Annotated in this window: 25 protein-coding genes, 1 other RNA gene and 1 pseudogene; 16 read left to right on the plus strand and 11 right to left on the minus strand. The window is 66.4% G+C overall.

The features are described from left to right. The first annotated feature begins 213 nt into the window (after positions 1 to 213). From ABZ321_RS38225 to ssrA, 4 genes are all read left to right on the plus strand, one after another. The gene (locus tag ABZ321_RS38225; RefSeq protein WP_354900423.1) at positions 214 to 1518 is read left to right on the plus strand and encodes a M23 family metallopeptidase; all 1305 of its coding nucleotides are present in this window, start codon (positions 214 to 216) and stop codon (positions 1516 to 1518) included. 61 nt (positions 1519 to 1579) lie between these two features. Continuing rightward, a complete protein-coding gene (gene smpB / locus ABZ321_RS38230; protein WP_344501593.1) occupies positions 1580 to 2059 on the plus strand; it encodes an SsrA-binding protein SmpB in 480 nt (159 codons plus the stop codon). 69 nt (positions 2060 to 2128) lie between these two features. Continuing rightward, positions 2129 to 3550, plus strand: a complete 1422-nt coding sequence (locus ABZ321_RS38235; RefSeq protein WP_354900425.1) for an SRPBCC domain-containing protein — start codon at positions 2129 to 2131, stop codon at positions 3548 to 3550. A 67-nt stretch (positions 3551 to 3617) separates the two neighbouring features. Next, positions 3618 to 3991, plus strand: a transfer-messenger RNA (tmRNA) gene (gene ssrA, locus ABZ321_RS38240). Positions 3992 to 4607: 616 nt separating this feature from the next. On the opposite strand, the pseudogene ABZ321_RS38245 reads toward ssrA, so the two are convergent. The 5 genes and pseudogenes from ABZ321_RS38245 to ABZ321_RS38265 all read right to left on the minus strand — a co-directional run. Further along, positions 4608 to 5627 (minus strand): annotated as a pseudogene (locus ABZ321_RS38245) (recombinase family protein); the annotation flags it as partial. Positions 5628 to 5844: 217 nt separating this feature from the next. Beyond that, the gene (locus ABZ321_RS38250) at positions 5845 to 7563 is read right to left on the minus strand and encodes an FtsK/SpoIIIE domain-containing protein (protein WP_354900427.1); all 1719 of its coding nucleotides are present in this window, start codon (positions 7561 to 7563) and stop codon (positions 5845 to 5847) included. Beyond that, positions 7560 to 7829: a hypothetical protein gene (locus ABZ321_RS38255; RefSeq protein ID WP_354900429.1), complete on the minus strand. Its 270-nt coding sequence runs from the start codon at positions 7827 to 7829 to the stop codon at positions 7560 to 7562. Before ABZ321_RS38255 ends, ABZ321_RS38250 begins: the two co-directional genes overlap by 4 nt. Beyond that, positions 7829 to 8464, minus strand: a complete 636-nt coding sequence (locus ABZ321_RS38260) for a DUF2637 domain-containing protein (protein WP_354900431.1) — start codon at positions 8462 to 8464, stop codon at positions 7829 to 7831. Before ABZ321_RS38260 ends, ABZ321_RS38255 begins: the two co-directional genes overlap by 1 nt. Then, complete coding sequence (locus ABZ321_RS38265; RefSeq protein ID WP_354900433.1) at positions 8461 to 8871, minus strand: hypothetical protein; 411 nt, start codon at positions 8869 to 8871, stop codon at positions 8461 to 8463. The genes ABZ321_RS38260 and ABZ321_RS38265 overlap by 4 nt, the downstream gene beginning before the upstream one ends. Positions 8872 to 8974: 103 nt before the next feature. On the opposite strand from ABZ321_RS38265, the gene ABZ321_RS38270 reads away from it, so the two are divergent. From ABZ321_RS38270 to ABZ321_RS38280, 3 genes are read left to right on the plus strand one after another with little or no spacing between them, the layout of a single operon-like run. After that, positions 8975 to 9802, plus strand: coding sequence for a helix-turn-helix transcriptional regulator (locus tag ABZ321_RS38270; RefSeq protein WP_354900435.1), 828 nt, complete (start codon positions 8975 to 8977; stop codon positions 9800 to 9802). A gap of 9 nt (positions 9803 to 9811) precedes the next feature. Then, the gene (locus ABZ321_RS38275; RefSeq protein WP_354900437.1) at positions 9812 to 10288 is read left to right on the plus strand and encodes an NUDIX domain-containing protein; all 477 of its coding nucleotides are present in this window, start codon (positions 9812 to 9814) and stop codon (positions 10286 to 10288) included. Beyond that, entirely contained in the window at positions 10281 to 10751 is a 471-nt protein-coding gene (locus ABZ321_RS38280) for a hypothetical protein (RefSeq protein WP_354900439.1), read from the plus strand. Before ABZ321_RS38275 ends, ABZ321_RS38280 begins: the two co-directional genes overlap by 8 nt. Here ABZ321_RS38280 and ABZ321_RS38285 read toward each other — a convergent pair. The 3 genes from ABZ321_RS38285 to ABZ321_RS38295 all read right to left on the minus strand — a co-directional run bounded on the left by ABZ321_RS38285 (position 10719) and on the right by ABZ321_RS38295 (position 11987). Further along, the gene (locus ABZ321_RS38285) at positions 10719 to 11189 is read right to left on the minus strand and encodes an HD domain-containing protein (RefSeq protein WP_354900441.1); all 471 of its coding nucleotides are present in this window, start codon (positions 11187 to 11189) and stop codon (positions 10719 to 10721) included. The genes ABZ321_RS38280 and ABZ321_RS38285 overlap by 33 nt on opposite strands. A gap of 99 nt (positions 11190 to 11288) precedes the next feature. Next, a complete protein-coding gene (locus tag ABZ321_RS38290; RefSeq protein ID WP_354900443.1) occupies positions 11289 to 11735 on the minus strand; it encodes a GntR family transcriptional regulator in 447 nt (148 codons plus the stop codon). A 30-nt stretch (positions 11736 to 11765) separates the two neighbouring features. Next, entirely contained in the window at positions 11766 to 11987 is a 222-nt protein-coding gene (locus ABZ321_RS38295) for a hypothetical protein (RefSeq protein WP_354900445.1), read from the minus strand. A gap of 172 nt (positions 11988 to 12159) precedes the next feature. Between ABZ321_RS38295 and ABZ321_RS38300 the strand changes: the two genes are divergently transcribed. The 4 genes from ABZ321_RS38300 (at position 12160) to ABZ321_RS38315 (ending at position 17516) form a co-directional block, all read left to right on the plus strand. Continuing rightward, positions 12160 to 12888: an XRE family transcriptional regulator gene (locus tag ABZ321_RS38300; RefSeq protein WP_354900447.1), complete on the plus strand. Its 729-nt coding sequence runs from the start codon at positions 12160 to 12162 to the stop codon at positions 12886 to 12888. A 788-nt stretch (positions 12889 to 13676) separates the two neighbouring features. Next, positions 13677 to 14825 carry a DUF262 domain-containing protein gene (locus ABZ321_RS38305; RefSeq protein WP_354900449.1) on the plus strand — a complete coding sequence of 383 codons (1149 nt, stop codon included), beginning with the start codon at positions 13677 to 13679 and terminating at the stop codon, positions 14823 to 14825. Positions 14826 to 14904: 79 nt separating this feature from the next. After that, the gene (locus ABZ321_RS38310) at positions 14905 to 16359 is read left to right on the plus strand and encodes an AAA family ATPase (RefSeq protein WP_354900451.1); all 1455 of its coding nucleotides are present in this window, start codon (positions 14905 to 14907) and stop codon (positions 16357 to 16359) included. 755 nt (positions 16360 to 17114) lie between these two features. Beyond that, positions 17115 to 17516, plus strand: coding sequence for a hypothetical protein (locus tag ABZ321_RS38315; RefSeq protein WP_354900453.1), 402 nt, complete (start codon positions 17115 to 17117; stop codon positions 17514 to 17516). A 411-nt stretch (positions 17517 to 17927) separates the two neighbouring features. Here the strand turns inward: ABZ321_RS38315 and ABZ321_RS38320 are convergent, their stop codons facing one another. From ABZ321_RS38320 to ABZ321_RS38330, 3 genes are all read right to left on the minus strand, one after another. Then, a complete protein-coding gene (locus tag ABZ321_RS38320; protein WP_354900455.1) occupies positions 17928 to 18998 on the minus strand; it encodes a restriction endonuclease in 1071 nt (356 codons plus the stop codon). 423 nt (positions 18999 to 19421) lie between these two features. Continuing rightward, positions 19422 to 19793: a type II toxin-antitoxin system VapC family toxin gene (locus ABZ321_RS38325; protein ID WP_354900457.1), complete on the minus strand. Its 372-nt coding sequence runs from the start codon at positions 19791 to 19793 to the stop codon at positions 19422 to 19424. Further along, positions 19790 to 20050, minus strand: a complete 261-nt coding sequence (locus ABZ321_RS38330) for a type II toxin-antitoxin system prevent-host-death family antitoxin (protein ID WP_344501590.1) — start codon at positions 20048 to 20050, stop codon at positions 19790 to 19792. The genes ABZ321_RS38325 and ABZ321_RS38330 overlap by 4 nt, the downstream gene beginning before the upstream one ends. A gap of 337 nt (positions 20051 to 20387) precedes the next feature. Here ABZ321_RS38330 and ABZ321_RS38335 point away from each other — a divergent pair, with 337 nt between their 5' ends. The 5 genes from ABZ321_RS38335 (at position 20388) to ABZ321_RS38355 (ending at position 26414) form a co-directional block, all read left to right on the plus strand. Then, complete coding sequence (locus ABZ321_RS38335) at positions 20388 to 21179, plus strand: hypothetical protein (protein ID WP_354900459.1); 792 nt, start codon at positions 20388 to 20390, stop codon at positions 21177 to 21179. A gap of 330 nt (positions 21180 to 21509) precedes the next feature. Next, positions 21510 to 22700, plus strand: a complete 1191-nt coding sequence (locus tag ABZ321_RS38340) for an FAD-dependent oxidoreductase (protein ID WP_354900461.1) — start codon at positions 21510 to 21512, stop codon at positions 22698 to 22700. Beyond that, a complete protein-coding gene (gene sigJ, locus ABZ321_RS38345) occupies positions 22697 to 23593 on the plus strand; it encodes an RNA polymerase sigma factor SigJ (protein WP_354900463.1) in 897 nt (298 codons plus the stop codon). Before ABZ321_RS38340 ends, sigJ begins: the two co-directional genes overlap by 4 nt. 200 nt (positions 23594 to 23793) lie before the next feature. After that, the gene (locus tag ABZ321_RS38350; protein ID WP_354900465.1) at positions 23794 to 25854 is read left to right on the plus strand and encodes an MMPL family transporter; all 2061 of its coding nucleotides are present in this window, start codon (positions 23794 to 23796) and stop codon (positions 25852 to 25854) included. Between the two features lie 194 nt (positions 25855 to 26048). Beyond that, positions 26049 to 26414: a hypothetical protein gene (locus tag ABZ321_RS38355; protein WP_354900467.1), complete on the plus strand. Its 366-nt coding sequence runs from the start codon at positions 26049 to 26051 to the stop codon at positions 26412 to 26414. Positions 26415 to 26448: the final 34 nt, after the last annotated feature.

A 26448-nucleotide genomic window follows, 5' to 3' on the forward strand; every position in this document is an offset into this window, starting at 1 on the left:
CTCTTCCCTAACCCTCCGTTTTTCTTTTCTATCTGGCGGTGGTACTCGTGGGGGTGCTCCCCCGCGGGCTGTTTCCACGAGGGGTGGGCCGGTTTCCGGCCCACCCCTCGTCGTATATCCGAAGTGCACCACGATAGGGGCATTTCGCCAAAATTCCGGACTTATGGGTCTTTCGCTGCGTACGGTAACCCTCAAGTGGTACTGGAGGGTTACGTGAACCGGATCAGGATCTTCTGCGCCGTCGGGGCTTTCGTCGTGCTGCTGGGCAGCGGCACGGCCGGGCACGCAGACGCCCGCGACGACAAGGCCCGCATCGACCGCCAGATCCAGGAGACGCAGGCGACCCTCGAGGCGGCCACCGAGCGGGCCCAGCAGGCGGCGACCGACCACGCCGCGGCGACCGCAGCGCTGCCCGGCGCCGAGGACGCCCTCGAGGATGCCAAGGGCCGGGTCATCGCCGCCGACGCCGCCGCCCGCCAGGCGGAGCGCGACCGGGACGCGGCCGAGGCCGTGCTCGACTCGGCCGACGACGACTACGACGCCGCCAAGGCCGAGGTCGAGCAGGGTCGCGCCGACGTGTCCGTGTTCGTCGCCGCCACGTACAAGGGCAGCGGCTTCGCCATGTTCAACTCGATCATCGAGTCCGGCTCGCCGAACGACCTGGCGCTGCGCATCTCCTACCTCGACCGTGTCGCCGCCGAGAGCCAGCGGGCGCTGGACGAGCTGACCCGCGCCAGGATGTCGGCCAAGCAGCGCTTCGCCGTCGCCGAGCTGGCCCGCGACAAGGCCCGCCGGGCGGCCGAGCAGACCCGCCAGGCGCTGCAGGACAGCAGGACCGCGCAGGCCGGCGCCGAGCAGGCCGCCGCCGACGTCCGGGCCCTCATCGACAAGAGCGCGCAGGCCGAGGCCGTCGCCAACTCCGAACGCACCGCGGTCCTCGCCCGCTACCAGCAGCTCAAGGTCGACAGCGACCGCGTCGCCGGCGAGCTGCGGGCCGCCGCGGCGGCGGAGGCGGCGGCCGCGGCGAAGGCGGCCAAGGCGGCCGGCAAGACCGGCAAGACCGGCACCGGAGGCGCGCCGCTCACCACCGCGATCCCGCCGAAGACCGGCGCCTTCTTCCTGATGCCCGTGCACGGCTGGAAGTCCAGCAACTACGGCATGCGCTTCGACCCGGTCTACAAGGTGTACCAGCTGCACGCCGGCATCGACGTCGCCGCCGGCGGCGGCCAGCCGATCGTCGCGGCCGCCGACGGCAAGGTGGTCAGGGCCGGATGGGCGGGCGGCAACGGCAACTACACCTGCATCTCCCACGGCCTCTACCAGGGCAAGGGGCTGGCAACCTGCTACGGCCACCAGTCACAGATCCTCGTCCACGTCGGCCAGACCGTGCACCGCGGCGAGCTCATCGGCCGGGTCGGCACCACCGGCGCGTCGACCGGCAACCACCTGCACTTCGAGGTCCGCCTCAACGGCAGCCCCATCCAGCCGCTGAACTGGCTGCCGGGCTGTCTCTGCTGACCGAAACCTTCTTGCCGCGCGCGATACGCTGATACTCCTATCAAGATTTGTGGAGGGGTCGATGCCGCGCGAAAAGGGACGCAAGGTCGTCGCGTCCAACCGGAAGGCGCGCCACGACTACGAGATCCTCGAGACGATCGAGGCCGGCGTCGTGCTCACCGGCACCGAGGTCAAGTCGCTGCGCGCCGGGCGCTGCTCGCTCGTCGACGCGTTCGGGCAGATCTCCGACGGCGAGGTGTTCCTCCATGCGATGCACATCCCCGAATACACGATGGGCACCTGGACGAACCACCCTCCCCGTCGCGTCCGGAAGTTGCTGCTGAAGCGGCAGGAGATCGGCCGCATCGGCAACAAGGTCCGCGAGAGCGGCCTCACGCTGGTGCCGCTCTCGGTGTACTTCGCCGACGGTTGGGCCAAGGTGGAGATCGGCCTCGCCCGGGGCAAGAAGTCCTACGACAAGCGCCAGTCGCTGGCGAAACGTGACGCCGAGCGGGAGATCTCTCGCGTCATGGGCAGCCGCAACAAGGGCAGAACCGAGTAAATCGTCTCGCCTGGCTGAGTAGTGCTCGTCAGGCGAGCGAGCAATGCGTGCAAGCCATATAGTCCGTGCGTGACCGAGATTCGGGTCGATGTCGACCTCGAGCACCCACCGTCCGCGGTGTGGCGTGCGCTCACCGAGGCCCACCTCGTCACCGACTGGCTGCCCACGACCCGGTTCATGGTCCGCGACGACGGCACGTTCACGTTCCAGGCGACCGCCCTCGCCGGCCTCGAGGACCCGATCGAGGGCGAGATCGTCACCACCGAGACGGCGCACCGCCTGGTCATGCGCTGGTCGGGGGAGAACCTGCACACCGTCGTCGCGCTGACCCTCGACGAGCTGGCCGGCGGACACACCCGGCTCACGATGACCCAGAGCGGGTTTCTCGGCCCGCAGGGGACGATGCGGCGCAGGGTGCTGCGCAGGACGTACCAGCAGCTGTTCGAGGGCCCGCTCGCGGCGACCCTGAAGAAGCACGCCCAGCCGTCCGCCCCGGTCACCGCCGTCGACGCTCCGCCCGCCGTGCGGCGCAACGACGGCGGGCCGTTCAACCGGCTGCCGCGCCAGCCCAACGCGCCGAGCCGCTCCGCGCCCGGGCTCAGCTCGCACACCCGCTCCACCGCCGGCCCGCGCCCGACGACCACCATGCCGGGCTTCGCCGCCGCGGTCCTCGGCGCCCGGGCGACCGGGGTCGCGGCTGTGCCCGTCGTCGCCCCGACCGTCACCCCGGCCACCGCCCCGCCCGCCGCGCCGACCGCCGCCGCACCCAGTCACCGGTCCGCGCGGCCATCAGGCATCGCGGCAGGCGTGCGTCGGCTGGGCTCCGTCGGTACATCTGCCGCAAACGCCATCATGTCGCGCGTACGACGCGTCGCGGCCGCTCGGGACTGGTCCGCCGACCGTCGCAGCCAGGCCGTGGCGGCGGCGGCCGCGATCCTGCTGCTGCTCGCGATGATCGCCCTGCTCGTCGGCAAGGCCACCGCGCCGCACCCGGCCAAGCCGCCGCGCACCGGCGGCGGCGTCGAGGGGCCCGTGCAGGCCACGCTCCCGGGCACGCCGGCCGAGCGGTCCCCGCGCCCCGCCCTGGTCGCGGCGAGCTCCGCCGCGGCGACCGCACTGCCGTCGGCCACGGCCGCGCCCAGAGTGGCGGCCGCGTCCGGTCCGCAGCTCACCGCCAGCAGCCGCACTGAGGACCTCACGCTGACGTCCTACCGGGTGACCGTCACCGTCACCAACCCCGGCCCGGCCGCCAGCACCGACTGGACGGTCGCCGTCGTCCTGCCCCTGCTCGACCTCACCGTCCGCAACGTCGACGGCGCCGTCATGACCCGCGCCGGCCTCAAGGCGATCTTCACCCCGGTCGACAGCACCCGGACCGTCCGCCCCGGCGGCACCGCCACCCTCCGCTTCGAGGTCGAAGGCCTCGGCGTCCGCAACGCCCCGCTCACCTGCACCATCGACGGCCGTCCGTGCACCCAGGTATCGGGATGAAAAGCTGGACGGAAGGCGTTACTCTAGATCAGTCGCTTGTGGGAGCGGCAGCCAACACCACCCGCGCGGGGGTGACTGGTTTCGACTTTGTGCGCCGCGCTAGGGGAAGCGAGCCGAGGAAGCCGACGTTGTCTCGCGAATCAGTCGTCGGAAAAGTATAAGCGCCAATTACAAGCGCTCCGATCTCGCTCTCGCTGCCTAAGCAAGGGTAGAGATCTGTCGGTCCGGGTTCGCCTTCGACCCGATCACCGGCATCAGCTAGAAGGCTGGCCAACCGAGTCCTGTCGCGGGGCTCGTGCGGCGAGATCAATCGCGACTGGACCCGTCATACCGACTCGCTCGCGTGATCGGTAGGGCCGAGTAGAGACACAGCGAGCTGCGCTCGGAGAAGCCCTAGCAAAGCAACGAAGGACCCGGGTTCGATTCCCGGCACCTCCACCATGGAGGGCGTAATCGAACCCGCGCCAGCAAGAGCGGCGCGGAGGAGATCGCCATCAGAGGCGGGGTCACCGACATCGGTGGCTCCGCCTCTTGCTATCTCGGCCAGTGGCTTGACCTGGGCGCCGAGGTCGTCGGAGGCCACGAACGGCCCCTGGTCGTCGGCGTCGAGGTAGACCTTCTCGAAGAACGTCCGGTTGAGCGCCTGCCGCGCCTTGACGCCTGCCTGGCGGTACAGCTCCTGCGGGTCTCTCAGGAGATCTAGGAGTTCCTGCATCGTCTCGTGCGCGGCGCCGGTGTCCGGCGCCTCTTCGAGCTGCCGGGCGAGCCTCGACCGCTCGTCGCGGATGACCCGGAGGCGCTGAGCGATCTTGTCCTGGGGCCAGTCGTCGTCGCCGACGAGGTCGAGGAAGCGGTCCTCCTGGGTGTTCAGCTTGGCAAGCTGCGCCTTGACCTTCTGCCGGACCTCGTCCCGCGTCGCGGTCGAGTGGTTCAGCACGTCGCTGACCCGTCCTGCGATCCGGGCGCTGAGTTCTGCCGGGAGCATCACCGTGGCGTAGTTGTCGATCATCGCGGCCTCAACCTTGGCGGTCGGCAGGTACGGCAGGTCGCAGAGGTACTTCTGGCGTCCCTGGCAGAAGTAGTAGAAGTACAGGCTGCCGGTGTGGCTCTTGCCTCGCATGATCATGAGCCGCCGCTGGCAGCGGTGACACCAGACGACGCCCTTGAGGTAGTGGTTGTGTGTGCGCTCCCGGGTGCCGCCCGCCCTGCGCAGGTCGAGCATCTTCTGCACCTCTGCGAAGAGTTCCTCGCTGACGAGCGGCTCATGCCTGCCTCGGTACTCCTGGCCCTTGTTGGTGACGAGGCCGAGGTAGTACCGCTCACGGAGCAGGTTCCCGAGCGAGTTAATCGAGATCGGCGTGCCCGTCGGGAACCGCTTCGTCGGTCTGGTGCGGAGACCGGCGTCGGACAGCGCCTCGATCAGCGCGTGGAACCCGTAGTCGCCGGTCGCGTACAGCTCGAACGCCATCCTGATGAGCGGGCCGCGCTCCGGGTCAACGGTTACGGTGCGCACCTCGCGGCCCTCGAACGTCTCTCGCACATTGAGGTAGCCGATCGGGGCTTTGCTGACCGTGCCGCCTCGCGCGATCTTCTGCCCCATCTTGTACGCGATGTCGGCGCCGGCTGCCCGGGACTGGTACTCGTTGACGCCGTCGAGGACGGTGGCGACCAGGTCGCCGATGGCGGTGTCCTCGGTGTAGTCCATGACCGAGATCAGCGTCGCGCCGGCCCTGCGGAGGTCGCGCTTGGTGATCGCAGCGTCGATGCTGTTGCGGTGCAGCCGGGAGCGGGCGTAGACGATCACGTAGTCGATGCCGCCCTCGGCCTTGAGCCGCGCCATCATCTCCTGGAACCTTGGCCGCTTGTCGGTGGTCGTCGCCGACCGTCCGGGCTCGATGAACTCGGCGACGATGTCCGCGTCGAGCTGTGCGGCGCGGCCCTGGATGGCGGCGCGCTGGGCGGGCAGCGAGATGCCTTCGGGGTCGTAGTCGGTGTTGACCTGACCGGCCGACGACACGCGCAGGTAGCTGAACGCGCGCTTGCGGGTCGTCGTCGGCCGGTCGTGGTGGCGGGTCATCTCAGTCCTCCGGTTTGGTCCGTCTGCGTTCCTCGGCCATCAGCACGAGTGCTCTGATGAGCAGGTCTTCATCGACGTGTACGAGCCGTCGCTTCCTGGGCTTGCGTCGGTGCGCGGGCGCCTCCTCCCTGGGCTGCTATGGACGTCCGTCCGTCGTCCGCCCGCGCGTTTGGGGCGCAGACGCGTGCGCGGGGCGGACGGACGTCCGTGCGGACGTTCAGTCGGCGCGCCAGCGACCTCGGCTGACCTGCCGGGCGGTGCCGTGTTCGGCGCGGGTTTGGAGTCGGTCGTAGATCCATGTGCGGCCCATTCCTGTGAGGTGCATGAGTTCGGGGACGCTGAGGCCGTCGCTCGGGGCGTCACGCAGCGCCATGGTGAGGGTGACTTCGGGGTCGATGAGTTCGCCCTCGATGACCGGTTCGTCGTCGGGTTCTTGGAGTGCGGCGTCGGACAGCGCGTCGAGTGTCGGCCGTGTGTCGGCGTAGCGGGCGGCTGTTGCCTGGACGTCGTCGTCGGTGACGAGGTAGGCGCGGGCGCGTCTGGGCTGGGTTTGGCCGTCGGCGAGGAGGTAGAACTTGCCGGGGGCGTCGAGGGTGTGGGCGTGCCAGCCGGCGCTGAGCATGCCGTTGTCGAGGATGAGGTCGACGTCGCGGCGTTCCCTGACGCGGAGGCAGATGCGGACGCTCATCTGCGAGCGGAGCGCGCCGCCGCCCATGGACTTCTGGGTCGGGCGTTGGTTGGCGGCGAGCAGGGTCACGGCGACCGCCCTGCCGCGCCGGGCGATGGATTCGGCTGACTCGACGGCTGTCGCGGCCTGCTCGACGAGTTCGGCGTACTCGTCCACGACGATGACGAGCGCGGGTGTCTGTGATGTCGGTGTCCAGGTGCGGGAGCCGTTGCGGCTCTGCGCTTCGGCGCGGGCGTTGAGGACGCGGACGCCGTCGCGCAGTAGAGCCGCCGCTTCGGCGGGTGTGGTGGCGAGCCTGGCGAGGCACGACGCCCAGGGGCGCAGTTCCATGCCGCCCTTGAGGTCGATGCCCCAGAGAACGACGTCGGGACAGGCAGCGAGGTTGCCGAGGATGTTGTTGAGCACGCCGCTCTTGCCCGAGTCGGTGGTTCCACCGATCAGCACGTGCTTGCGCAGCAAGGAGACCTTGACGGCGGCGGCATCCTCGAACACGCCGAGTTCGATCGGGTCGGCGATCGACTGGACGCTCGGGCCGCGCCAGGGGATGGCGCCGGCATGCGGGTCCTGGGCGAGGACCCGGACGATGGCGCGGCCGGCGTGTGCGGGGTCTGCCTCGACGCGGACGGCGCCGGTGCGGGTGCCGAGGCCGGATTCGATGGCGGGCACACGGCTGATGACATCGGCGACGGTTTGGCCGTTGTTGAGCTTGATGCGGGCGCGCCAGCCCCAGACGTCGACCACGGCGGACATGACGCGTGACCCGGCGAGGCCGATGCTGTCGGCGATGTCCGGCCACGCCTGGATGGCGCGGTCGACGCGGACGCGTGCTCTGCGGCGCCGGTGCGCCCACCAGGGCACGGCACCGGCCAGGGTTCCGACGATCAGCAGCGTCGGGAGTGGTCCGTGCCACGGGCCTGCTGTGACGGCGATGGCGAGCCAGGCGCCTGCACACGCCGTTGCGGTAGCGGCGTAGATCCGTTCCTCCAGCCGCTCGCCTCGGGTGAGGGCGCGCGTGATGACGGCGGCGGTGGCGCCGAGGATCCACGGCCACGCGGTCGGGTGGCTCAGGTGCAGGAACGCGGCCGTGATGAACAGTGCCGCCGCGGTCGTGAACGGGGCGAGTTCGGAGCGGTAGCGGTAGAGCAGCCGGGCGAGTTCGGCGATGAGGCTCGGCTCGTCGGCGACGAGCATCAGCGGTTGGCTGTGCCGTCGTTGCCAGGCGCGGTGGCGTCGTCCGTACGCCCTCATCGCCGCGCCTCGTCGCGGAGGTAGGTCAGCGGGTCGGGGTCGCCGTCGACGTGTGCGTCGAGGGTGGCGTTGGCGGCGGCGAGGAGGTTGGCGTACTCGGTGCGGGCGATGGTCAGCAGCGTGGCTTGGCGTTCGATCTCGGCTAGGAGCACGGGGACATCGGCGATGGCGGTCCAGAGGGCGACGCGGGTGCCACGGTTGAGCGCCGCGTCCACGTGGGCGAGGACGGCGTTGCGGTCGACGGTTGGTCTCGGTGCCTCGGGCATCAGTTGGTGTGCGCCTCCTTTCGTTCGGGTGCTTGGGTTTCGGCGGCGAGCTGGCGGCGCAGCGCGGTCGCTCGCGGTCCGGAGATGCGCAGCGCCGTGCGGAGCGCGTCGCGGCTGATCGGCCGGCCGTTGTGCGCGGCGCGGTGCTTGGTGTCGGCGTCACGGGCTGCGGCGAGGAGTTCGTCATCGGTCCGGACCGGCGGCTTCTGAGCCGGACCCGAGTCCGGACCGGGGTCCGGACTGTCCTCGACGGTCCGGACCGCGTGCAGATGAGCGGTCAGGCCGAGGACTGCCGCCGGTACGGCGCCGACGGCCACCACGACCGGCCACGTCACGACGATCAGGTCGGCGGCTGCCGCGTGGTAGACGGCGTTGCCGACGATGCTGGTCGTGATGGCGCCGATGGCGTTGGCGCGGGCGAACCGGACCGCGCGGCGCGGGTTGGCGCCGGACAGCCACACCCGCGCGGCGGTCATCGCATACGCATCGATGGTGACCGGCAGCAGGATCGCGAGCCGGTCGGGCCAGCCGCTGAGTACCGCGAGGCCGCGCAGGCCGGTGAAGCTGGCCACGGCCGCCGAGGTCGCGGCGACGAGCATGCCGGCGACCACCCAGCCGTCGCGTTGCCTGGTCACAGGTCCACCCCGGCGAGGTAGCGGACGGCGGCGGTGATCAGCCGGCCGATGTGCGGGCCGATCGTGGAGCTGGCGAGGAAGTAGCCGAACAGGGTGCAGGCGGCGATGTGCCAGAGGGGCAGCCGGGCGTAGCGCCACAGCAGGTACACGAGCAGTCCGAGCAGCAGGACGGCTGAGACCGAGACGAACAGCGTGGACTCCTTCTGCTCAGGCGTTCGGGGTGTTGGTGGACGGCCCGGGGCGCCGGTGGATGCGGCCGGTGTGCCGTCGCTGCCAGCGGACTCGGGAGCGGCACTTCTTGCAGTAGGTGGCGTGGTCCCGGTCGAGCTGTGCCCCGCACGGGCAGCAGCGTTCCCCATCGAGCGGGCCGGGGAGAGGCAACTTCGTAGCTCCTTTCGGTTGCTCACCGGCCCTCCTTCTAAAACTTGCACATGATGTACATGTGCAAGTCTAGAGCGAAGCGGATGGCCGGTGAAGGTTCGTTGTGCTTCGATGCCATGAGCATGCAGCTTGGGCACGGGACGTGTTCAGGTCATGGCTGGACGTGTTGAAGATGTCTCGCCTACTGTGGGCATCTGCCGGGAGTCCTGCGACGGGGAATCGATGCCGAACGAACGTCTGCGCTCAGCGCTGCTGGAGCGCGGCCTCACGCCGACGAATCTCGCCGATGTGCTCGACGTCGATCCCAAGAGCGTCGAGCGGTGGATCAGCGGGCGTCTGCCGTACCGCCGTCACCGCTACGCCGTGGCGGCGCACCTCGGCGTTGACGAAGCCTATCTCTGGCCGGACGCGCTGACCCGTGACCAGGTCGCCAACGCCTCCGAGAGCGAGATCATCAACATCTACCCGGCGCGGTGGACGGTCCCGTCGGACATGTGGCGGATGTTCTTTGACAACGCCGAGCGCGAGATCGGTGTCCTGGCATACAGCGGCCTGTTCATCCCCGAGGACACCGGCGTACAGCGCATCTTCCGCCGCAAGGCCGCCGACGGCGTGAACATCCGCATCCTCATCGGCGACCCGGACAGCGCCGAGGTCGTGCAGCGCGGCATCGATGAGGGCATCGACATGGACATGGCCGCGCGGTGCCGCAACGCGATCGTGCTATATCAGCCGCTCCGGAACATCGACGGCATCGAGTTCCGGCTGCACAACACGATCCTCTACAACTCGATCTACCGTGCCGACGACCAGGTGCTCGTGAACACGCACATCTACGGCACGCCCGCCTCCAACGCGCCGGTGCTGCACCTGCGGCACGTGAACGGTGGGGACATGGTCGGGACGTATCTGGAGAGCTTCGACCGGGTCTGGAACGCCGGCACACCACTGGAGTGAGGTCCTGTCTTGGCTCGCCGTATCGACTTCTTCGACGACCCTGCTGCGCCGCCCGCGAACAGCGTCGTGCCGTCCGCGAATGTCGTCGTGGTCAACTCCTCTGGTGAGTTGTTGCTGATCCGGCGGATGGACAACGACAACTGGGCGCTGCCGGGCGGGGCGATGGACCCGGGGGAGTCGATGACGGACTGTGCGGTGCGGGAAACCCTTGAAGAGACAGGGATCCAGGTCGAGGTGACCGGGCTCGTCGGTATCTTCACCGACCCTCGGCACATCATCCTGTACACGAGCAACGGCGAGGCGCGGCAGGAGTTTTCCATCGTGTATACGGCCCGGCCGATTGGTGGGACGCCGACGCCGAGCTCGGAGTCGCGGGAGGTGCACTGGGTCGCGCCGGCTTCGGTTGACGGGTTGCAGATGGACCGGTCGATGCGGCTACGGATCTCGCATTACCTTAAGGGCGACGGGAAGCTGCACCTTGGATAGCGACTGGGTCGCCACCGCTGCGGACGTCTTCTCCGCCCTCGGCACCGTCGGCGCGTTCGTCGTTGGGTTCGTTCTGCTGCGCCGCGAGCAGAACCGCGAAGCTGAACGTGCCGAGGACGAGCGACGCGGTCAGGCGGCTCGGATCAGTGCCTGGGTGGAGGCGTACCGCAAGCCCGACGGCACGCGCGAGCTGGCGTTTCACATCCACAACGCCAGCGACATGCCGATTTATGAGGTCGAGCTGCCGCTCCCCGATCCTGCGGCTTCTGGGGACGTCGAGTTCGTCGGGATGGTGCCGCCGGGGCAGACGATCCGGCGACCCGCGCCGGTCGCGTGGCTGCGCTCGTACGTCAATCCAGAGCCGATCGAGATCGAGTTCCTGGACAGCGCCGGTCGTCGGTGGAACCGCAACGAACAGGGCTCCCTCGCCTCAGCTGTAGAGAGCCGCCCCGACCCGCTGTAACGACGCCTCCAGCAGCGGCCGTGCCTCGGTGAGCGACCGGGTGACGAGGTGCCCGTCGCCGTAACGGCCGAACGCCTCGTTGAGCCGCTCTTCGAGGTTGACGCGGGCGCCGGTGGGGCTGGTCGTCATGTCGCAGAACGTCAACGCGTCCAAGACGAAGTCCGCCGGGCTCGGAAACTCCTGAGCGAGGTCACCGTCGAGGTCACGGTTGCGAGCCTCGATCAGCGCACAGGAGTGGTTGGCGACGAGGCGGATGAGCCGCTCGTCCGCGTGCTCGACGTCGCGGAGGTACCGCGCACCGTCGAGCGGATGGAAGCCCACCTTGTTGAGGTCAGGGGCGTAGCCGATGTCATGCAGCCAGGCAGCACAGACCAGCAGCTCAGCATCGTTGCCGACGACCTGGGCGATGTTCTCGGCGGTGTGCCCGACGCCTTGCACGTGTGCCCACCGCGTCGGCAACGGCTCGGCCAGCAACCGGCCCGCAAGGTCTCGCGCCCATCGGACATGCTCCACATGTCCGAGATTAGTGGCGAACGATCACTGTGGCTTGACGAAGCGACCCTTGCCCTGCACCGACACCGTTACGTCCTGGAGCACGGCTAGCGCTTGTCGCGCCGTCCCCCTGGAAACGCCGTACTGCATCACCAGGGCGGATTCGCTCGGTAGCAGCGCGCCGGCTGCCAGCTCGCCGGACGCAATCTGCTTTCTGAGGTCGGCGGCTATGCGCTGGTACTGGGGTTGATTCGGGGCGCTTCGCTCGCCTGGAGCGCTGACCAGCCGCCCTCTACCGGGCTGCGTGACGATCAGCCCTTCCTCGGCGAGCTGGTCCAGCGCGCGGCGCATCGTGTTGCGCGCGACGCCGTACTCGGCGACTAGCGCGGCCTCGGACGGCAGTGCGGCACCCGGCTGGAACTCGCCCGAGGCGAGCCGGGCACGCAGTGCCTCCGTGATGCCCTTGTAGGCACCCCAAGCCGTTGACCGCATGACGCCCTCTCTGCCGTGTTTGATCGCTCGTCAGTCTCCCAGGCTGATGCCTCTTCCGGCCGCCTCCGTCAGCAGCCCCGCAAGCTGTCCCGCGACGTCGGGAGCCATGGGGCCGATCTCGACGTGCGCGGAACCCGCCTGGTCCACCGTGGTCCGTAGGTCTGGAAACGCCCGCCCGACGTCGAAGCCGGCTTCCTCCAGCGCTCCTGCCAACGCATCCGCCGCCCGCTGCGCCGCCTCATGCACTGCCATGCCCGTCTCTCTTCCATCCGCGCGACATCGCGCCTGGGCAAGCCGAGTGGCCAAGGCGTGCCGTCCCTTGCCAGCCTTCCCGGTACGCCCTCACCCAGGAACCGCATCCGAGGGACGTCTAGGGACTTCTTGACTAGAATCGGCTGTACTCGATGGCTAGCAGGAGGTCACCATGCGACATCCGCTCACCCGCGCCCTCGCCAGCGCCGGCCTCAACGCCCTCGACGTCGCCACCCACCTCCAGGTCGATCCCAAGACCGTCGACCGCTGGTTCCACGGCCGCATCCCGTACCCCCGCTACCGCAACGAACTGTCCCGCATGACCGGCTGGTCCGTCGCCGACCTCTGGCCCGACACAGTCCCCCGTGAAGTGCCGACCGGCGCGGACGAGGTTCGGATGACCTACGCCAACCGGAGCCTCGTCCCGCTCGATACCTGGTGTTCGGTCTTCCACAGGGCGACGGAGGCGATCGACATCGTCGCGTATAGCGCCCTGTTTCTTCTCGAAGACCCGGTCATCCTCCGCACCTTTGCGACAAAGGCCAAGGCCGGCGTCCCGATCCGCATCGCTCTGGGCGACGTCAACAGCCAGCACGTAGCGGCCCGAGGCGCCGAGGAGCAGATCGGCGACCTGATGGCCGCCCGCATCCGCAACGCCCTCGTCCTCATCAAGCCGCTTCAACGCCACCCACACGTGGAAGTCCGCCTCCACGACACCGTCCTCTACGACTCGATCTACCGAGCCGACAGCGGGGTTCTGGTCAACGTGCACATCCACGGCGTCCCAGCTGCCCACGCTCCAGTCATGCACCTTCGACTTCACGAGCCGGATGGCTTGACCGCCAGCTACATGACCGCCATCGAACGCGTCTGGTCCGTAGCTACCGCCTACGCCGACTAGCTTTCCCAGCCCGCCGTGCCTGTCCAAGCTGCCGCTCAAGCAGTCGGACAGCATGATCTGTCCAAACACGCCGGTACTCGAACATGTGCTCACCCGCGCGAAGCCTTTCAGGGTCCAGATCGCGCTCAACCCGTTCCACATACGCCTCGAAGTACTCTGCGAACTCGGAGACTTCCTTGCTGATCAACGCCGCGCTGTAGCCGAGTGCAAGGTCATCGAGAACATGCTTACGGAACCGCGAACTTACGATGTGCAATGTCAGGTAGTAGATTGCGTGAACTGTAACCGTCCACTTGATAGCCCAAGTGGTGCAATCTCCGCAGGGGGAGCGCATCCTGAGATATTCACCATGATCCGATTCGACCACGCCGGCGCGACGTTGTCCGACCATCGAAAAGATTGACTCTGTAGGCAAGGCCATCCTGGCTCCTCCGATGGGTTCCAAGCAGCGAACATGCTGGCCTTGCAAGTGTCTTCGAATCCATTCCTGCACTCCACCGTGCAAAACAGGACGTCTCGTGACGACCACGCCGTCCAATGTAAGCGACACCTGGCGTATTCGACTCACGCCAAGTGTCGATGCGCGGAGCGGCGACGTCGCAAGGTCCCGAGTCTGGTGATTACTAGATGCGGATCAGGGCGACCTAGCCCGCCAAAGGGCGACGATAAGTGCACTTGCGGCACGTCAACCTTAACCGTCTGGTTGATAAATGCGTATCGGGCTGGGCCGATCATCAGTCGGATGCTAGTCTGCATGGTTAGTTCTCGATGAAAGGTGGTTCGGTGGAATGCGACTAGACCCGTGGGAGCCTGACATTCGGACGCTCATCTCCAGGCTCGCCGAGCGGGAAATCGACTTACAACCGGACTTCCAACGTGGAATCGCCTGGAACGAGCAGAAGCAGGCGAAGCTGATAGATACAATTCTTCGAGGCTGGTCTGTTCCGCCGATGCACTTTCTCGTGTACTCGAATGAGACTATGGCTGTTCTCGACGGACAGCAGAGGTTGACCTCGATATGGCGCTTTGTAAGAGATAAGATCCGCGTCGGCGAATTTCTGCCGGTGGACCCCCGTCTGGCGGGATTGGCTGGAAAGCTATTTTCGGAGCTGGATACAGAGACCCAGCGAAGAATCAACAATTACACAATTCGCTCATACCGACTGCATGACTATATGCCTGAAGAGCCCCATGAGCTATTCTTTCGACTGAATCAGCCGACAGGATTAACGCAAGCGGAAAAGCGCAACGCACTCATGGGTAGCAGCCGTTCGCAGGTACGCCAGTTGACTAAGTATGTCGAGCAATTGGGCTGGGACAGGCAGTTGATCGGGTTTGAGAACGCCCGCCTTGCGTATGACGATATTCTCGCCAGGGCATGTGTGTATTTGCAGGAAGGAACGCTCCGCATCTCTACGAATGCAGCACGGCTCGAGCAACAGTTCCGATCTGCGGACGGGTTTGCGCAGAAGACGGTTGAGCGACTGTATCAGACCGTTGAGCTATTAACCGACCAAATTCGACCATTAAGCGGGAGTATTCGCCTCAACAAGGCTACACTGCTCTCATGGTTGCTATTCTTCGCTCGTGGCATAAAGTTGGGCGTCAAAGACTGGAGTTCTACTCTTCTTCACGAGGTCGAAATTGGGCGCGCAGAAGTAAGGAAAGGTGGCCTGCCTGGTGGGCGTCCGACAGTAATGAATTCCTATCTGGCGCTATATGATGACCGCGCAAGCCTGCGGGTTGCGGACATTCTGTCAGTAGTTGCTCGAGACGCCTGCCTTTGGCGAGTTGCTGCGATTGTCCAGCCCGAGCTTGAAGAGTTCGAACAGATACGCGGACTTCTATCGCATTTGAAGCGCGCCGAAACTCAGGTCAACTTTGAAGCATCCGTGCTCGGTGTACTCGATCGAAATGACGTGTGGGGGGATCTCTAAAATGCGATCCCATGATCAGGTCAATGCATGGCGGCGAGTGGATGATAGCGAGTGGAAGCATAAGGCTAGACTTCGATGCTTGCACCTACAGGGGCTGCCAGGATTTTTGGACGGACACATTCGCTTGAACGCCGGTCTTACACTTTTCTGCGGCGTGAATGCGAGTGGCAAGACCAGACTGCTTCGGTCAGTAGCGGCAAGTCTAGGTGCCGATGTAGTTGACGAACCCATTCTCTTACCCAGCTTTGGGAAGGTCAACGAGCCAGCAGTCCCGAACGTGGTGCTTGGCATTGAAGGCAACGTCTCACAAGTCTATTACATAGACATTTTTCACCTGAGCCAGGTCCAGTTGCGGTCGACGCAGATTGACCGCGACCTCGGCTCCAGAGTCGAACAGGCCGGCGAATCTAATTTGAGACCGAAAGAATTGCGTCTCCTTAGTTGGCTGGTCGGCCGAGACTATCAACAGGCCAGCATTGCCGAATTGGACGCGACCGTAGACGAGTCAAGTGCGATGGAACACTTGACGGAAGAAAGCACACCCGTCGAACCGGTCAATCTAGACCAATTTACTGAACCTCTGAACGCTCAGCGAGCGGATCCTGCTATTTTGCTGGACTTCCGTCCCGATGTGTTGCCGTACTTTACGCTTACCTACAACGGAAAGAGGTACGGCACTGAATCAATTAGCCGGGGCGAGCTAGCGGCGATGAATCTGCTTTGGGTATTGAAATCGGCGGAGCCCGAAAGCATCCTGTTCTTTGACGAGCCGGATCTCTTTCTTTCGACGGAGTCGTCGGCACGAGCCCTGACTGTAATTGCGGACTATGCGAATAGTAATAAGTCACCTATAGTGGTTGCTACTCACTCTGCATATGGCCTCGCAAAGGCGCCTAGTGCCTACCGGGTACTACTAAGAAATGTAGGTTCGGGAGACACGCGAGTCGACGTTGGCAGCGATTCTCAAATGTGGCGCGCTTTGCGGACGGCAGCGCCGACCAATCTCGTTCTGGCGGTAGAAGATGAGGCCGGTCGTCAGTGGGCGCAGTTGTTCGCAGCTGAACTAGAGCTGAATGAAAAGTGGGCGTACGAAATCTGGAACTTTACTGACTCGGCCAAGGTGAGAAGCGCAGCGGCGATGCCAGACGTTGCAGATGCGACTCTCCGATACGTGGGCGTCCTTGATGGCGACGAGCGTGCAAAATCAAGCAGGAATCTGCAAAACATCATATTTCTGCCGACTAGCAGGACTCCGGAGGAATTTCTTCTTGACCTACTCAAGAGCGAATCGCAGTTAGACGAAGTCCTCAGTCGGTCCAGGGAAAAGATTATTGCTTCGCTAAGTCTCTTTGAAGGCGACGATCCGCATGATCGCGTCAACTCGGTAGCAAGTGACTTGGGCTTCAACGTCGCTCAGCTTCGCGGAATGATTTGGCAGTGGTACTTCTCAACTGCTGCGGGACAGGAGGCTTTGGCTGAATGGCGCGACTTCTTTGCAGAATTGAAGGCACCGGTGCGACGCGGGCGAGGGTAAGAAAAGGCCGGGTGTGCGCACATTCGATGTCAGGCAACCGGATTCTGTCGGTGCTTGGCGTGCTGTCGACAGCGAGGTCCAGGTGGGGCCATGCGAACCGCTCAGTGCGTTACTGCGGCTGGTTCAAGTAGGCCATTGACACCTCCAACGGCGGACGGCCCCTGCGTCAGCAGGGGCCGTCCGCCGTTGGAGGTGTCGTATTCCCCGCGCACCGGCTTCGCTGGTGCTCCCCAGTGGGGGAGCTTCGCTCCACCCACACCCCCTCAAGATCTGCGGCGGCATCTTCCGATCGGGATTGGCACATATGTTCTGTGATTTTGGTCGGGCGGTCGTCTCGGCTGTGGGCTGCCGGTCCACCGACGTTCGGTTCGGGCTCGACGTCGAGAAGCGCTGACGACAGGTCGCCGGTGTGGACATGATCGGCAGCAAGCGCCTGGAGAGTTCGAATGGACCTGGCACGCCGGCGCACCCCCGAGCGAGATCCTGTTTGGCGCGCCATACCCACGTATTCGACCTTGTGTGGCCGGCGAACAGCGTCGCGCCGTCCACGAACGTCGTCGTGGTCAACGATGCTGGTGACACCGGATGATCTTGTCTGGGGTCGATCGTTGCCGCCGGCGAAACCAAGACCTCGAGGCGCGTCATGGCCTTCGACGGAGGTCCCCTTGCGGCGACCGCGTTAGGAGTGCTCAAATACTGTCTGTCTGTGACAGTGTTTGTTTGTTGCGAAGGGCCGGATGATGCCAACGATCCGAGTGGATGACGATGTATACGACTGGCTCCAGAAGCGGGCAAAGCCGTTCGTGGACACGCCCAACTCCGTGCTACGGCGCGAACTGGGCATCGACAACGCGACCGGCGTGAAAGCAGGCCCTGCAAACGCATCCTCGAGCTCCGTAAGGCGTCCGGTCGGCGAGTTGGCACCGCTGCTGGCGTCCGGCGACCTCCGAGTGGAAGAAGAGCTGGAGTGGAAGCGGCGCGGTGGTACGCATCGCGGGTTCGTCACCGCCGACGGATGCTTGGAGCTGGAGGACGGAAGGGTCTTCACTTCCCCGTCTGGTGCCGGTAAGGCGCTCGCCGGCTATGACGTGAATGGCAGGCGGTGCTGGAGGCGCTCCCGTGATGGAGTTGACCTCTCGGCGCTCTTCGGGCAGTAGGCGTTGGGATTTCGGTTCAAGTAGGCAATCGTCAGCTCCACCGCCGAACGCCCCCTGCTCACGCAGGGGGCGTTCGCCGTTGGCGGTTCCGTATTCCCCGCGCACCGGCTCCGCCGGTGCTCCCCATCGGGGGAGCTTCGCTCCACCCGCGCCCCCTCAAGACCGCAAAGTCACCGACTGGCAGCAGAAGCCAGCCAGCCGTCGCGGCTCCTCGCTTGGCGAACCGTGCTGCAGCGGCGCTTACACCCTCACAGGACTGTCCCCATGCCCGGCGAGGGCTTGCCCCAAGTACACAAAGTCTCAGGGGATAGGTTCAAGTAGGTCCTCATTGGCCTCCCGGGAAGATCCACTCGGCGGCCTCATCAAAGGTTGGATGGGGCCGCCCGAAGTGTTTGAGGTCGTCGACGCTTGTCAGAGGCCGCCGTCCGCGAGCATCCATACGCGGCGTAGGGGAAGCCGAGCCCGTACTGCTTCGGGCAGTCGGTCGTAGATGCGCAACACGGCATCGACAACATCGGACGCCTCCCAAACCCGCACCCGCAGATGCTGGTTCTTCAGGGCGTCACGCGCCGGTTTGGTTAGACCGCCCCATGCGACGAGGAGACCTTGATCGGCTCCGTGCGTCGTCATCACCCCGTGAAGCTGCGTGACGACAGGAGAGCCGATCTGCGAACCGGACTTGACCTGAGCGAGTAGGCGCGGGCTGTCGAGACCGAGCGGGCCGCGTCCTGCCGTGATGTCGACGCCGCCGTCTGGGCCGGGCGGTGACTGTGTGCACAGAAAGCCCTCCGCGGTCAGGATGGCCGTTACGAGCGTCGCAAGGTCGTGGCCGGCGAACTCTTCGGCTATGCGGGCGGTGATCTGATCTAGGGCCACCTCTTCGATGTCAGCCGCGAGTTCGGGTTCGTCGACGTCGGTTTGACCTGCGACGTCGGTTGCGGGGCTCAGCGCCGCGCCCTTCGGGGTGACCCCGGTGAGTGCAGCGTTTCCTGGGTCGGTGCCGAACCGCAAGAGGTGCTCCAAGCGAGCAACAGCGTTGTTCTTGCTCGGCGCGAAGATCGACATAGCGCTTCCAAGCGTGAACAGTAGGTCTTGCTTAACGGCGGATCGAGGGAGATCCGTTCGTGTCCAGTCGACCCGGACAACATGCCGACGGTCCGGTTCTGCTTCATCCGCGAGGTACTCGTAGCCGCTGGTGATGCGCCCAAGTGCTATCTGTTTCGTGGTTTTGAGTGGCATGACGAGCAGGTCGCCCTGCTTGATCCGAGAACGGAGCGCCCATAGCTGGCCCGTGTAGTTGTTTTGTCTGCCCGCGGTCGCGGCGGGCCACGAAGTCCCAACGATCTTGGCCACATCTTCACGAGTGGTATACGGGTTGAGGTCTGGGAGCTCGCGCCAGCCACCACCAGAGACGCTGTTGTCGAGTGCCCACTGGTCTCGCTCGCCGTGCCGCCCTGAACGAATCACCCACGCCATTGCCATGCGTAGATTCTCCTACTCGGTGAGGGACACAGCGTGTTCAGGAGTCGCGCCGTCCGCAGGGCTGCGGATGCTGGCGCCAACGTCTATGGACGCGGGTTCAAGTAGGCGAGCGTTAGGTCCACCGCCGAACGCCCCCTGCTCACGCAGGGGGCGTTCGCCGTTGGCGGTTCCGGATTCCCCGCGCACCGGCTGCGCCGGTGCTCCCCATCGGGGGAGCTTCGCTCCACCCGCGCCCCCTCAAGACCGTCGCGGCGTTCGTTGGTCGCGTGTGGTGTCTCGGGTCGCGGGCGCGTGCTGGGCATGCTTGGGATCGGACCGCAGCGGGGGAGCTTCGCTTCACCCGTGCCCTTTCAGGAGCGTCGCGGCGTTCGCTGGTCGCGTGTGGTGTCTCGGGTCGCGGGCGCGTGCTGGGCATGCGCGGGATCAGACCGCGAGGAAGTCGACGTCGTACTTGTGGATGTGTGCGTCGCGGGTGACCAACGTGAGTTCTTCGAGTTGGGCCTGGGCGATGAGCATCCGATCGAACGGGTCGCGGTGGATGAGGGGCAGGCGCCCTGCGGCGATGGCGTGGGCGGATGTGATGGGTAGCTCGCGAAACCCGCTGTTGCGGATGTGCTCTGGCAGGTCCGCCGGTTGCAGCTTGCCCATGGACTGCTTGATGGCTACTTCCCAGATGGTGGCCGGGCTGATGTAGACGTTGCGTTCGTGATCGAGGCGGTCCTTGACCTCCTCGGCCAACGTTTCGTCATCGGTGAGCCACCACAGGACCACATGGGTGTCGAGCAGGAGGCTCACTGCGTCAAGCCGAAGTCGTCGGCGATGCTGTCGTTGACGGCCGGCGAGTCCCAGTCGTCGCTCACGGTGAGCTGGCCGGTCAGTGAGCCTCGGCCAGCGCGTTTGATGCGTGGGTGAAGCGGGATCACCTTGGCGACCGGCGTGCCGGCGCGACTGATGATGATCTCTTCGCCGTGCTCCACGCGGTCGATGATCCGGGAGAGGTTGGTCTTCGCGTCGTGGATGTTGAACTGCGCAACGACTGCTTCGCTCGACATGAGACCTCCTTAGCTAACACCTTAGTCCAGCGGGTCGGTGCAACTACGGATCGGACCCAGCGGGTTCAAGTAGGCCGGCGTCAGCTCCACCGCCGAACGCCCCCTGCTCACGCAGGGGGCGTTCGGCGGTGGCGGTTCCGGATTCCCCGCGCACCGGCTCCGCCGGTGCTCCCCACAGGGGGAGCTTCGCTCCACCCTCGCCCCCTCAAGATCCGTCGCCGCGGCGGAGGGTCGGCAAGGGGCGCTCCCGTGGGTGCCTCGACCGGGCTCGGACTGCCTGTGCAGTTGTCCGTTCGAGGTCTGTCGTCGCGCTGGGGGCAGGGGGCGCTGAGGACGTGTGCCGATCGCCCGTGGTGAGCTGCACGGTTCATGTCGTGCCACGACCGATCAAGGTGGTCCGTTTTTCGCGGAGGACGACGGTGGATCGCCGTCGAAGCCGGTCTCCTCCAACGCATCCGCCGCACCAGGAAATTTCAGGTGCGCCGGCCGCGATGCCGTCGACAATGTCTCGGTGTCCGATCCGATGGTGTCGTTCGTCCGTACGGCTGCCGAGCGCCATGCCCGTGAGGAGCGCGCTCGGCAGATGGCTGGCGCGGTCGTCCGCACGGTGCGATACGTCGACATCGACTACTTCCGTCACGAGGTTGCTGCCGAATACGAGGGGCCGCGCCGGATCGTCGACGAGGCGGAGTGGGCGCGACCGACGTGGCGATGCGATGGGTTCGACTCCATCGACTACGGTGTCGAGCTCGAGTGCGCGGACGGCCGGGTGTTCAGCGTTACCTGGCAGTCGCCGAGCTGGACCGAGGGGCTGGTGTTCTGGGAGCAGCCGCTGCTCGGCAACGCTGTGAGACCCGAAGCGGACGTGGCGGTGTGGGACGTGACGGCGCGAAGTGGCTGGGCCGACTTCGCGGGCCGGTCGGTCCTCGACGTCCAGGTGCATTACGAACCGGACGACGACGGGTTCTGGTGCCGTTGGGCAACACTTCGGTACGACCGCGGCGACGTCAACCTTTTCCTGGGCGAGAGCCATCGATCTGGCTCGGAGCTGCAACCGTCCGCCGACAATGTCGCGGTGGTGTTTCCGTCCTCGCCGCTTCCGGCCTGGCTCACGGTGGATGGCACGTGACACGTGGGTCGGACGGCCGGGTTCAAGTACGCGATCGTCAGCTTCACCGTTCCGGTTCGGATTCCCCGCGCACGAGCAAGCTCGTGCTCCCCGGTGGGGGAGCGTCTGCGAAGTGCGCTGCTGGAACGCGGCGACACTCCGGCTCGTCTCGCCGGGCCGGCGACGCCACCGCCAAGCTCGCCGACGGATCGAAGTTCCAGCAAACTCAACGCCTGCCAACCTGATTCCGGGAACGGGGCCGCTCGCCCGGTCGGCGTGTCCGGCGTACTTCTGTGGGGTGACGCGCGTCACGTCGTGTCAGGTCTCGGCGCTCCCCGGTGTCTTGGGGGCATGACTGAGCACAACGACACACGCCACAGGGTCGTCGTCATCGGCGGTGGTTACGCCGGAACGCTCGCGGCCAATCATCTGCGGATGCGGGCCGGCGTCGGCATCACCCTGGTCAATCCCCGGCCGGACTTCGTCGAACGAATGCGGCTGCACCAGTTTGTGGCCGGCACCGCCGACGCCACGGTCGGCTACGGCAGGCTGCTCGGCGACGGCATCCAGTTGGTTGTGGACAGCGCCACGCGCATCGATACCGCCGCGCGCGTAGTGCTGCTGGCGTCGGGCCGGACGCTGAAGTATGACTATGTCCTCTACGCGGTCGGTAGCACCGCAGCGATACCGTCATCGGTGCGTGGCGCGGCCGAGTTCGCGCACCCCATCGCCGAGTTCGAGTCCGCGCGGCGGCTGCGCGCCAGGCTGGACGAGTTGCCCGTCGGGGCTCCGGTCACCGTGGTCGGCGGCGGACTGACCGGCGTCGAGACGGCCGCCGAACTGGCCGAGCAGGGACGGACGGTCACCCTGGTGTGTGGCGGCATCCTGGTGTCGTCATGGAGTGCGCCGGGTCGCCGATACGCCGCCAAGTGGCTGTCGCGGCACGGTGTCACCGTGCTCGAGGCCGACGTGGTGACCGAGGTTCGGCCGGATGCGATCGTCCTCGCCGACGGTACGACGCGTTCGAGCGCAGTGACCGTCTGGGCGACCGGTTTCGGTGTACCGGAGTTGGCGGCCGCGAGCGGGCTGCGCACTGACACGCTCGGGCGGCTGCTTACGGATGAGACGTTGACCAGCATTGATGACGATCGGGTGGTCGCCGCCGGGGACGCCGCAGCGCCGTCCGGCCGGCCGCTGCGGATGAGCTGTCAGGCCGCGGGGCCGTTGGGGGTTCAGGCCGCCGACACCGTGCTGAGCCGCATCGCGGGGACCGAACCGGCGGCGATCGACCAGGCACTCACGGGATCGTGCGTCAGCCTCGGCCGGCACACCGCCATGCGCCAGCTCGCCCGCAGGGACGACACCGCGGTGAGCATCTACATCGGCGGCCGCCTGGGTGCCGCGATCAAGGAGCTGACCTGCAAGGTCGCGGTGTCGAGGATCCGTCGCGAGGCCCGCGAGCCGGGTTCCGTCGGCTGGGTCAAGGGCGGTCGCCGGCTGCGGCAGCCGGCCTCCGTCGCGCCGGTGGGCACGTCTCAATGACCACGGACGAGCATGCCGAGCGATTCACCCTGTTGCGGCCGTTACTGTTCACGATCGTCTACGAGATACTCGGCTCGGCCACCGAATCCGACGACGTGCTGCAGGACAGCTATCTGCGGTGGGCCGAGGTGGACCTCGCGACGGTGCGGGACACCCGGTCGTACCTGGCACGGCTGGTGACCCGTCAGGCACTCAACGCGTTGCGGGCAAGTGCGCGCCGTCGCGAGGACTACGTAGGCCCGTGGCTGCCCGAACCGCTGCTGCTCGACGACGCCGACCCCTCGGCCGATGTGGTGCTCGCCGAGTCGGTGTCGATGGCGATGCTCGTGCTGCTCGAAACGCTCACCCCCGATGAGCGTGCGGTGTTCGTGCTGCGCGAGGTGTTCGGCTTCGGCTACGACGAGATCGCCGCGGCGGTGGGCAAATCCGTGGCGACGGTGCATCAGGTGGCGCACCGCTCCCGCGAGCACGTGCAGGCGCGACGCAGGCGGTTCCAGCCCGTCGACGCCGCGGAGACCATGCAGATCACCGAGCGGTTCAGGACCGCGTCGGTCACCGGGGACATGGCCGGGCTGCTGTCCCTGCTCGCGCCGAACGTCACCTGGACCGCCGACAGCGGTGGCAAGGCCACCGCGGCGCGTTCGCCGGTGGTGGGCGCGCAGAAGGTGGCCGGCCTCCTCATCGATCTCTTCCGCACGGGCGGGCGGATGCCGGGTATGCGGATCCAGATGGCCAACTGCAACAACGGTCCCGCGATGGTCGCGCGCATCGGCGATCGTCCCGAAGGTGTCCTCCTGATCGAGATCATCGACGGGAAGATCACCAACTTCTACGCCGTCCGCAATCCAGACAAACTCGTCGCGATGACGGTCCGGCGTCAGATCAGCCGGTAAGGGTCCTGCAGGCCCTGGCGCCCTCGACGGCACCCTTCGCCGTCGTCGTTCTCGCCCTCGATTCGGGCGGCGGCCAGGTGTGCGGATCTACGCCGTCATCAATCCCGGCAAGCTTTCCCACGTCGACTGGACACTGAGGAATCTCCATGTTGCGAAAAGTCATGACCCTGCCCAGTGGCAGGATTGCGAAATGGGCCGTCTTGGCCTTCTGGATCATCCTGATGGTGCCGGCGCTCATGCTGGCCGGCAAGCTGGGCGATGTCGAGAAGAACGACAATTCCGCCTGGCTGCCCAGCAACGCGGAGGCGACCAAGGTCATCGACCAGGCCAAGAAGTTCCAGCCCGCCGAGACCCTGCCGGCGATCGTGATCTACGACCGACCTGAGGGTGTCACACCTGCCGACATGGCCAAGGCGCAGGCTGACGTCGAAGCCTTCAAGGGCATCGACAAGGTCGTGGGGCAGCCGCAGGGCCCGCTGCGGGCCGAGGACGGCAAGGCCATCCAGACTGTGGTCCAGGTCGACGACGGTAACGAGGGCTGGGCCGGGGCTCACAAGGTCGTTGACGCGATGACCAGGATCGGCGAACAGAACGCCGACGGTCTCGGGTTCCACGTCACTGGACCGGCCGGTTATGCGTCCGACTCGATCACGGCCTTCGGAGGGGGTGGCGCCCTCGGGATGATCACCGCATTGGTGGTGGTCGTCATCCTGCTGCTCACCTACCGCAGCCCGCTGCTGCCACTGCTGCCGCTGCTGTCCGCGGGTGGCGCCCTGGTCATGGCGGAAGCGGTGATCTACGTGCTGGCGAAGCATGCCGGCCTCACCGTCAACACGCAGACCAGCCTCGTTCTGACCGTCCTGGTGTTCGGCGCCGCCACCGACTATGCGCTCCTGCTCATCTCGCGGTACCGGGAGGAGCTGCGGCGCCACGAGGACCGGCACGAGGCGATGGCGGAGGCCTTGTACCGCTCCAGCCCGGCGATCATCGCCAGCGCCGCGACCGTCGCTGTCAGCCTGCTGGTGCTGCTGCTGGCCACGCTCAACTCCACCAAAGGGCTCGGGCCGGCCTGTGCCGTCGGCATTCTCGTCGGGCTGCTCGCCATGGTCACGCTGATGCCGGCTCTGCTGGTCATTTGCGGCCGCTGGATCTTCTGGCCCGCGAAGCCGTCGTACGGCTCGGTGGGCACGGTCAAGGACAGCATCTGGACGCGGGTCGGCGCCGTCATCGCCGGCCGGCCGCGGATCGTATGGGTCGGCACCGCGCTCGCCCTCGGCGTCCTGACACTCGGGGTGACGGGACTCAAGGCCGATGGGATTCCGGGCAAGGGCCAGTTCACCAACGAGCCACAGGCGGTCGTCGGCGAGGAGATCCAGTCCAGGCACTTCCCGGCCGGGTCGGGCGACCCTGTCTACGTCGTGGCCAAGGCCGCCTCGGCGGAGCAGGTCAAGAGCGTGCTGTCAGGCGTTCCAGGGATCGCCGACGTCGCGGCGCCGATGATCAAGGATGGTGAGGTCCTCGTTCTCGGGACGCTCAAGGACGCTCCCGGCAGCGAGGCCGCGATGCGCACCGTCGAGCAGGCCAGAACCGCGATCCACAAGATCGAGGGCGCGGATGCCCGGCTCGGCGGCAGCACGGCGATCGCATTCGATACGCAACAGTCAGCCGCCCGCGACACCAAGGTGATCATCCCCATCGTGCTGCTCGTGGTCTTCTGCATCCTCGCGCTGCTGCTGCGGGCGATCGTCGCCCCGCTGCTGCTCATGGCGACGGTGGTGCTGTCATTCGGAGCGGCCCTCGGCGTGAGCGCTCTGATGTTCAATCACGTGTTCGACTTCGCCGGGGCGGACGCGAACTTCCCGCTCCTGGTGTTCGTGTTCCTGGTCGCCCTGGGCATCGACTACAACATCTTCCTGGTGACCCGGGTGCGGGAAGAGGCACGGCTACACGGCACCCGGCGCGGCGCGCGGACCGGGCTGTCCGCCACCGGCAGCGTGATCACGTCGGCGGGTCTGGTACTGGCCGGCACCTTCGCGGCGCTGGGATCGCTGCCGTTGGTGTTCGCGGCGCAGCTAGGGTTCGCGGTGGCGTTCGGCGTGCTGCTTGACACCATGATCGTCCGCTCGGTGCTGGTCACCGCGCTCACCCTGGACGTGGGGCGATGGATGTGGTGGCCCAGCAAGCTCTTCAAGCACCACGACCCCCAGCCGCCCGCGGGCAGGTCCGACCCCGAGCCCGCTGTCGTGAGCGCCGGCACATGACAGGGGAACTGCACCGGTATGACTACGGTGGCGTCTGCGGCTGCGGGCGAGTGCGGCACCGCTCCTCGCGAGGCTTGAGCCGAGCAGGCCACAGGTGAAGGTCTCGTTTACCGAACTGGTTCTGTCACATACGTTGTCGTTGGTGGCTTCAGGTCGCTTGTGATCCACCTGTCCCCGCCAAGATGGAGACCGCTTTGGAAGCAGGCTGGACACTCTCAGACGTGTGGATTCTGCGGTCGATCAGCGGGGTGGACTCGGCACGGGGGTCGTCGTTGCGTGGGGTGATCGCCGCTGCTGACTACCTCAACCATGCGATTCCGCGGGAGGACGAGTTTGTGGCGGGGCTCGGCCGGCTGGCGGCGGCTGGGCTGGTCGAGTTCGACGTTGCCGCTGACCGGTACTGGCTCACCGCGGCGGGCCAATCGTCGGCGGCGCACCGTGGGACGTTCATCGCCGGGCTGGCCGCATTGCCCGAGCCGCCACCGGCGAGCCCGCCGCTGGCATTGCCCACTGGGGTCTTCTCGTCCGCGGTGGGCCGATATCTGCAGGACTCGACATGAAACCGTCCGGGCTTCTACTGGGGTCGGGCCGGGG

It is taken from the genome of Dactylosporangium sp. NPDC006015, assembly GCF_040614215.1.
In the GTDB taxonomy this organism is placed as follows: Bacteria; Actinomycetota; Actinomycetes; order Mycobacteriales; family Micromonosporaceae; genus Dactylosporangium; species Dactylosporangium maewongense.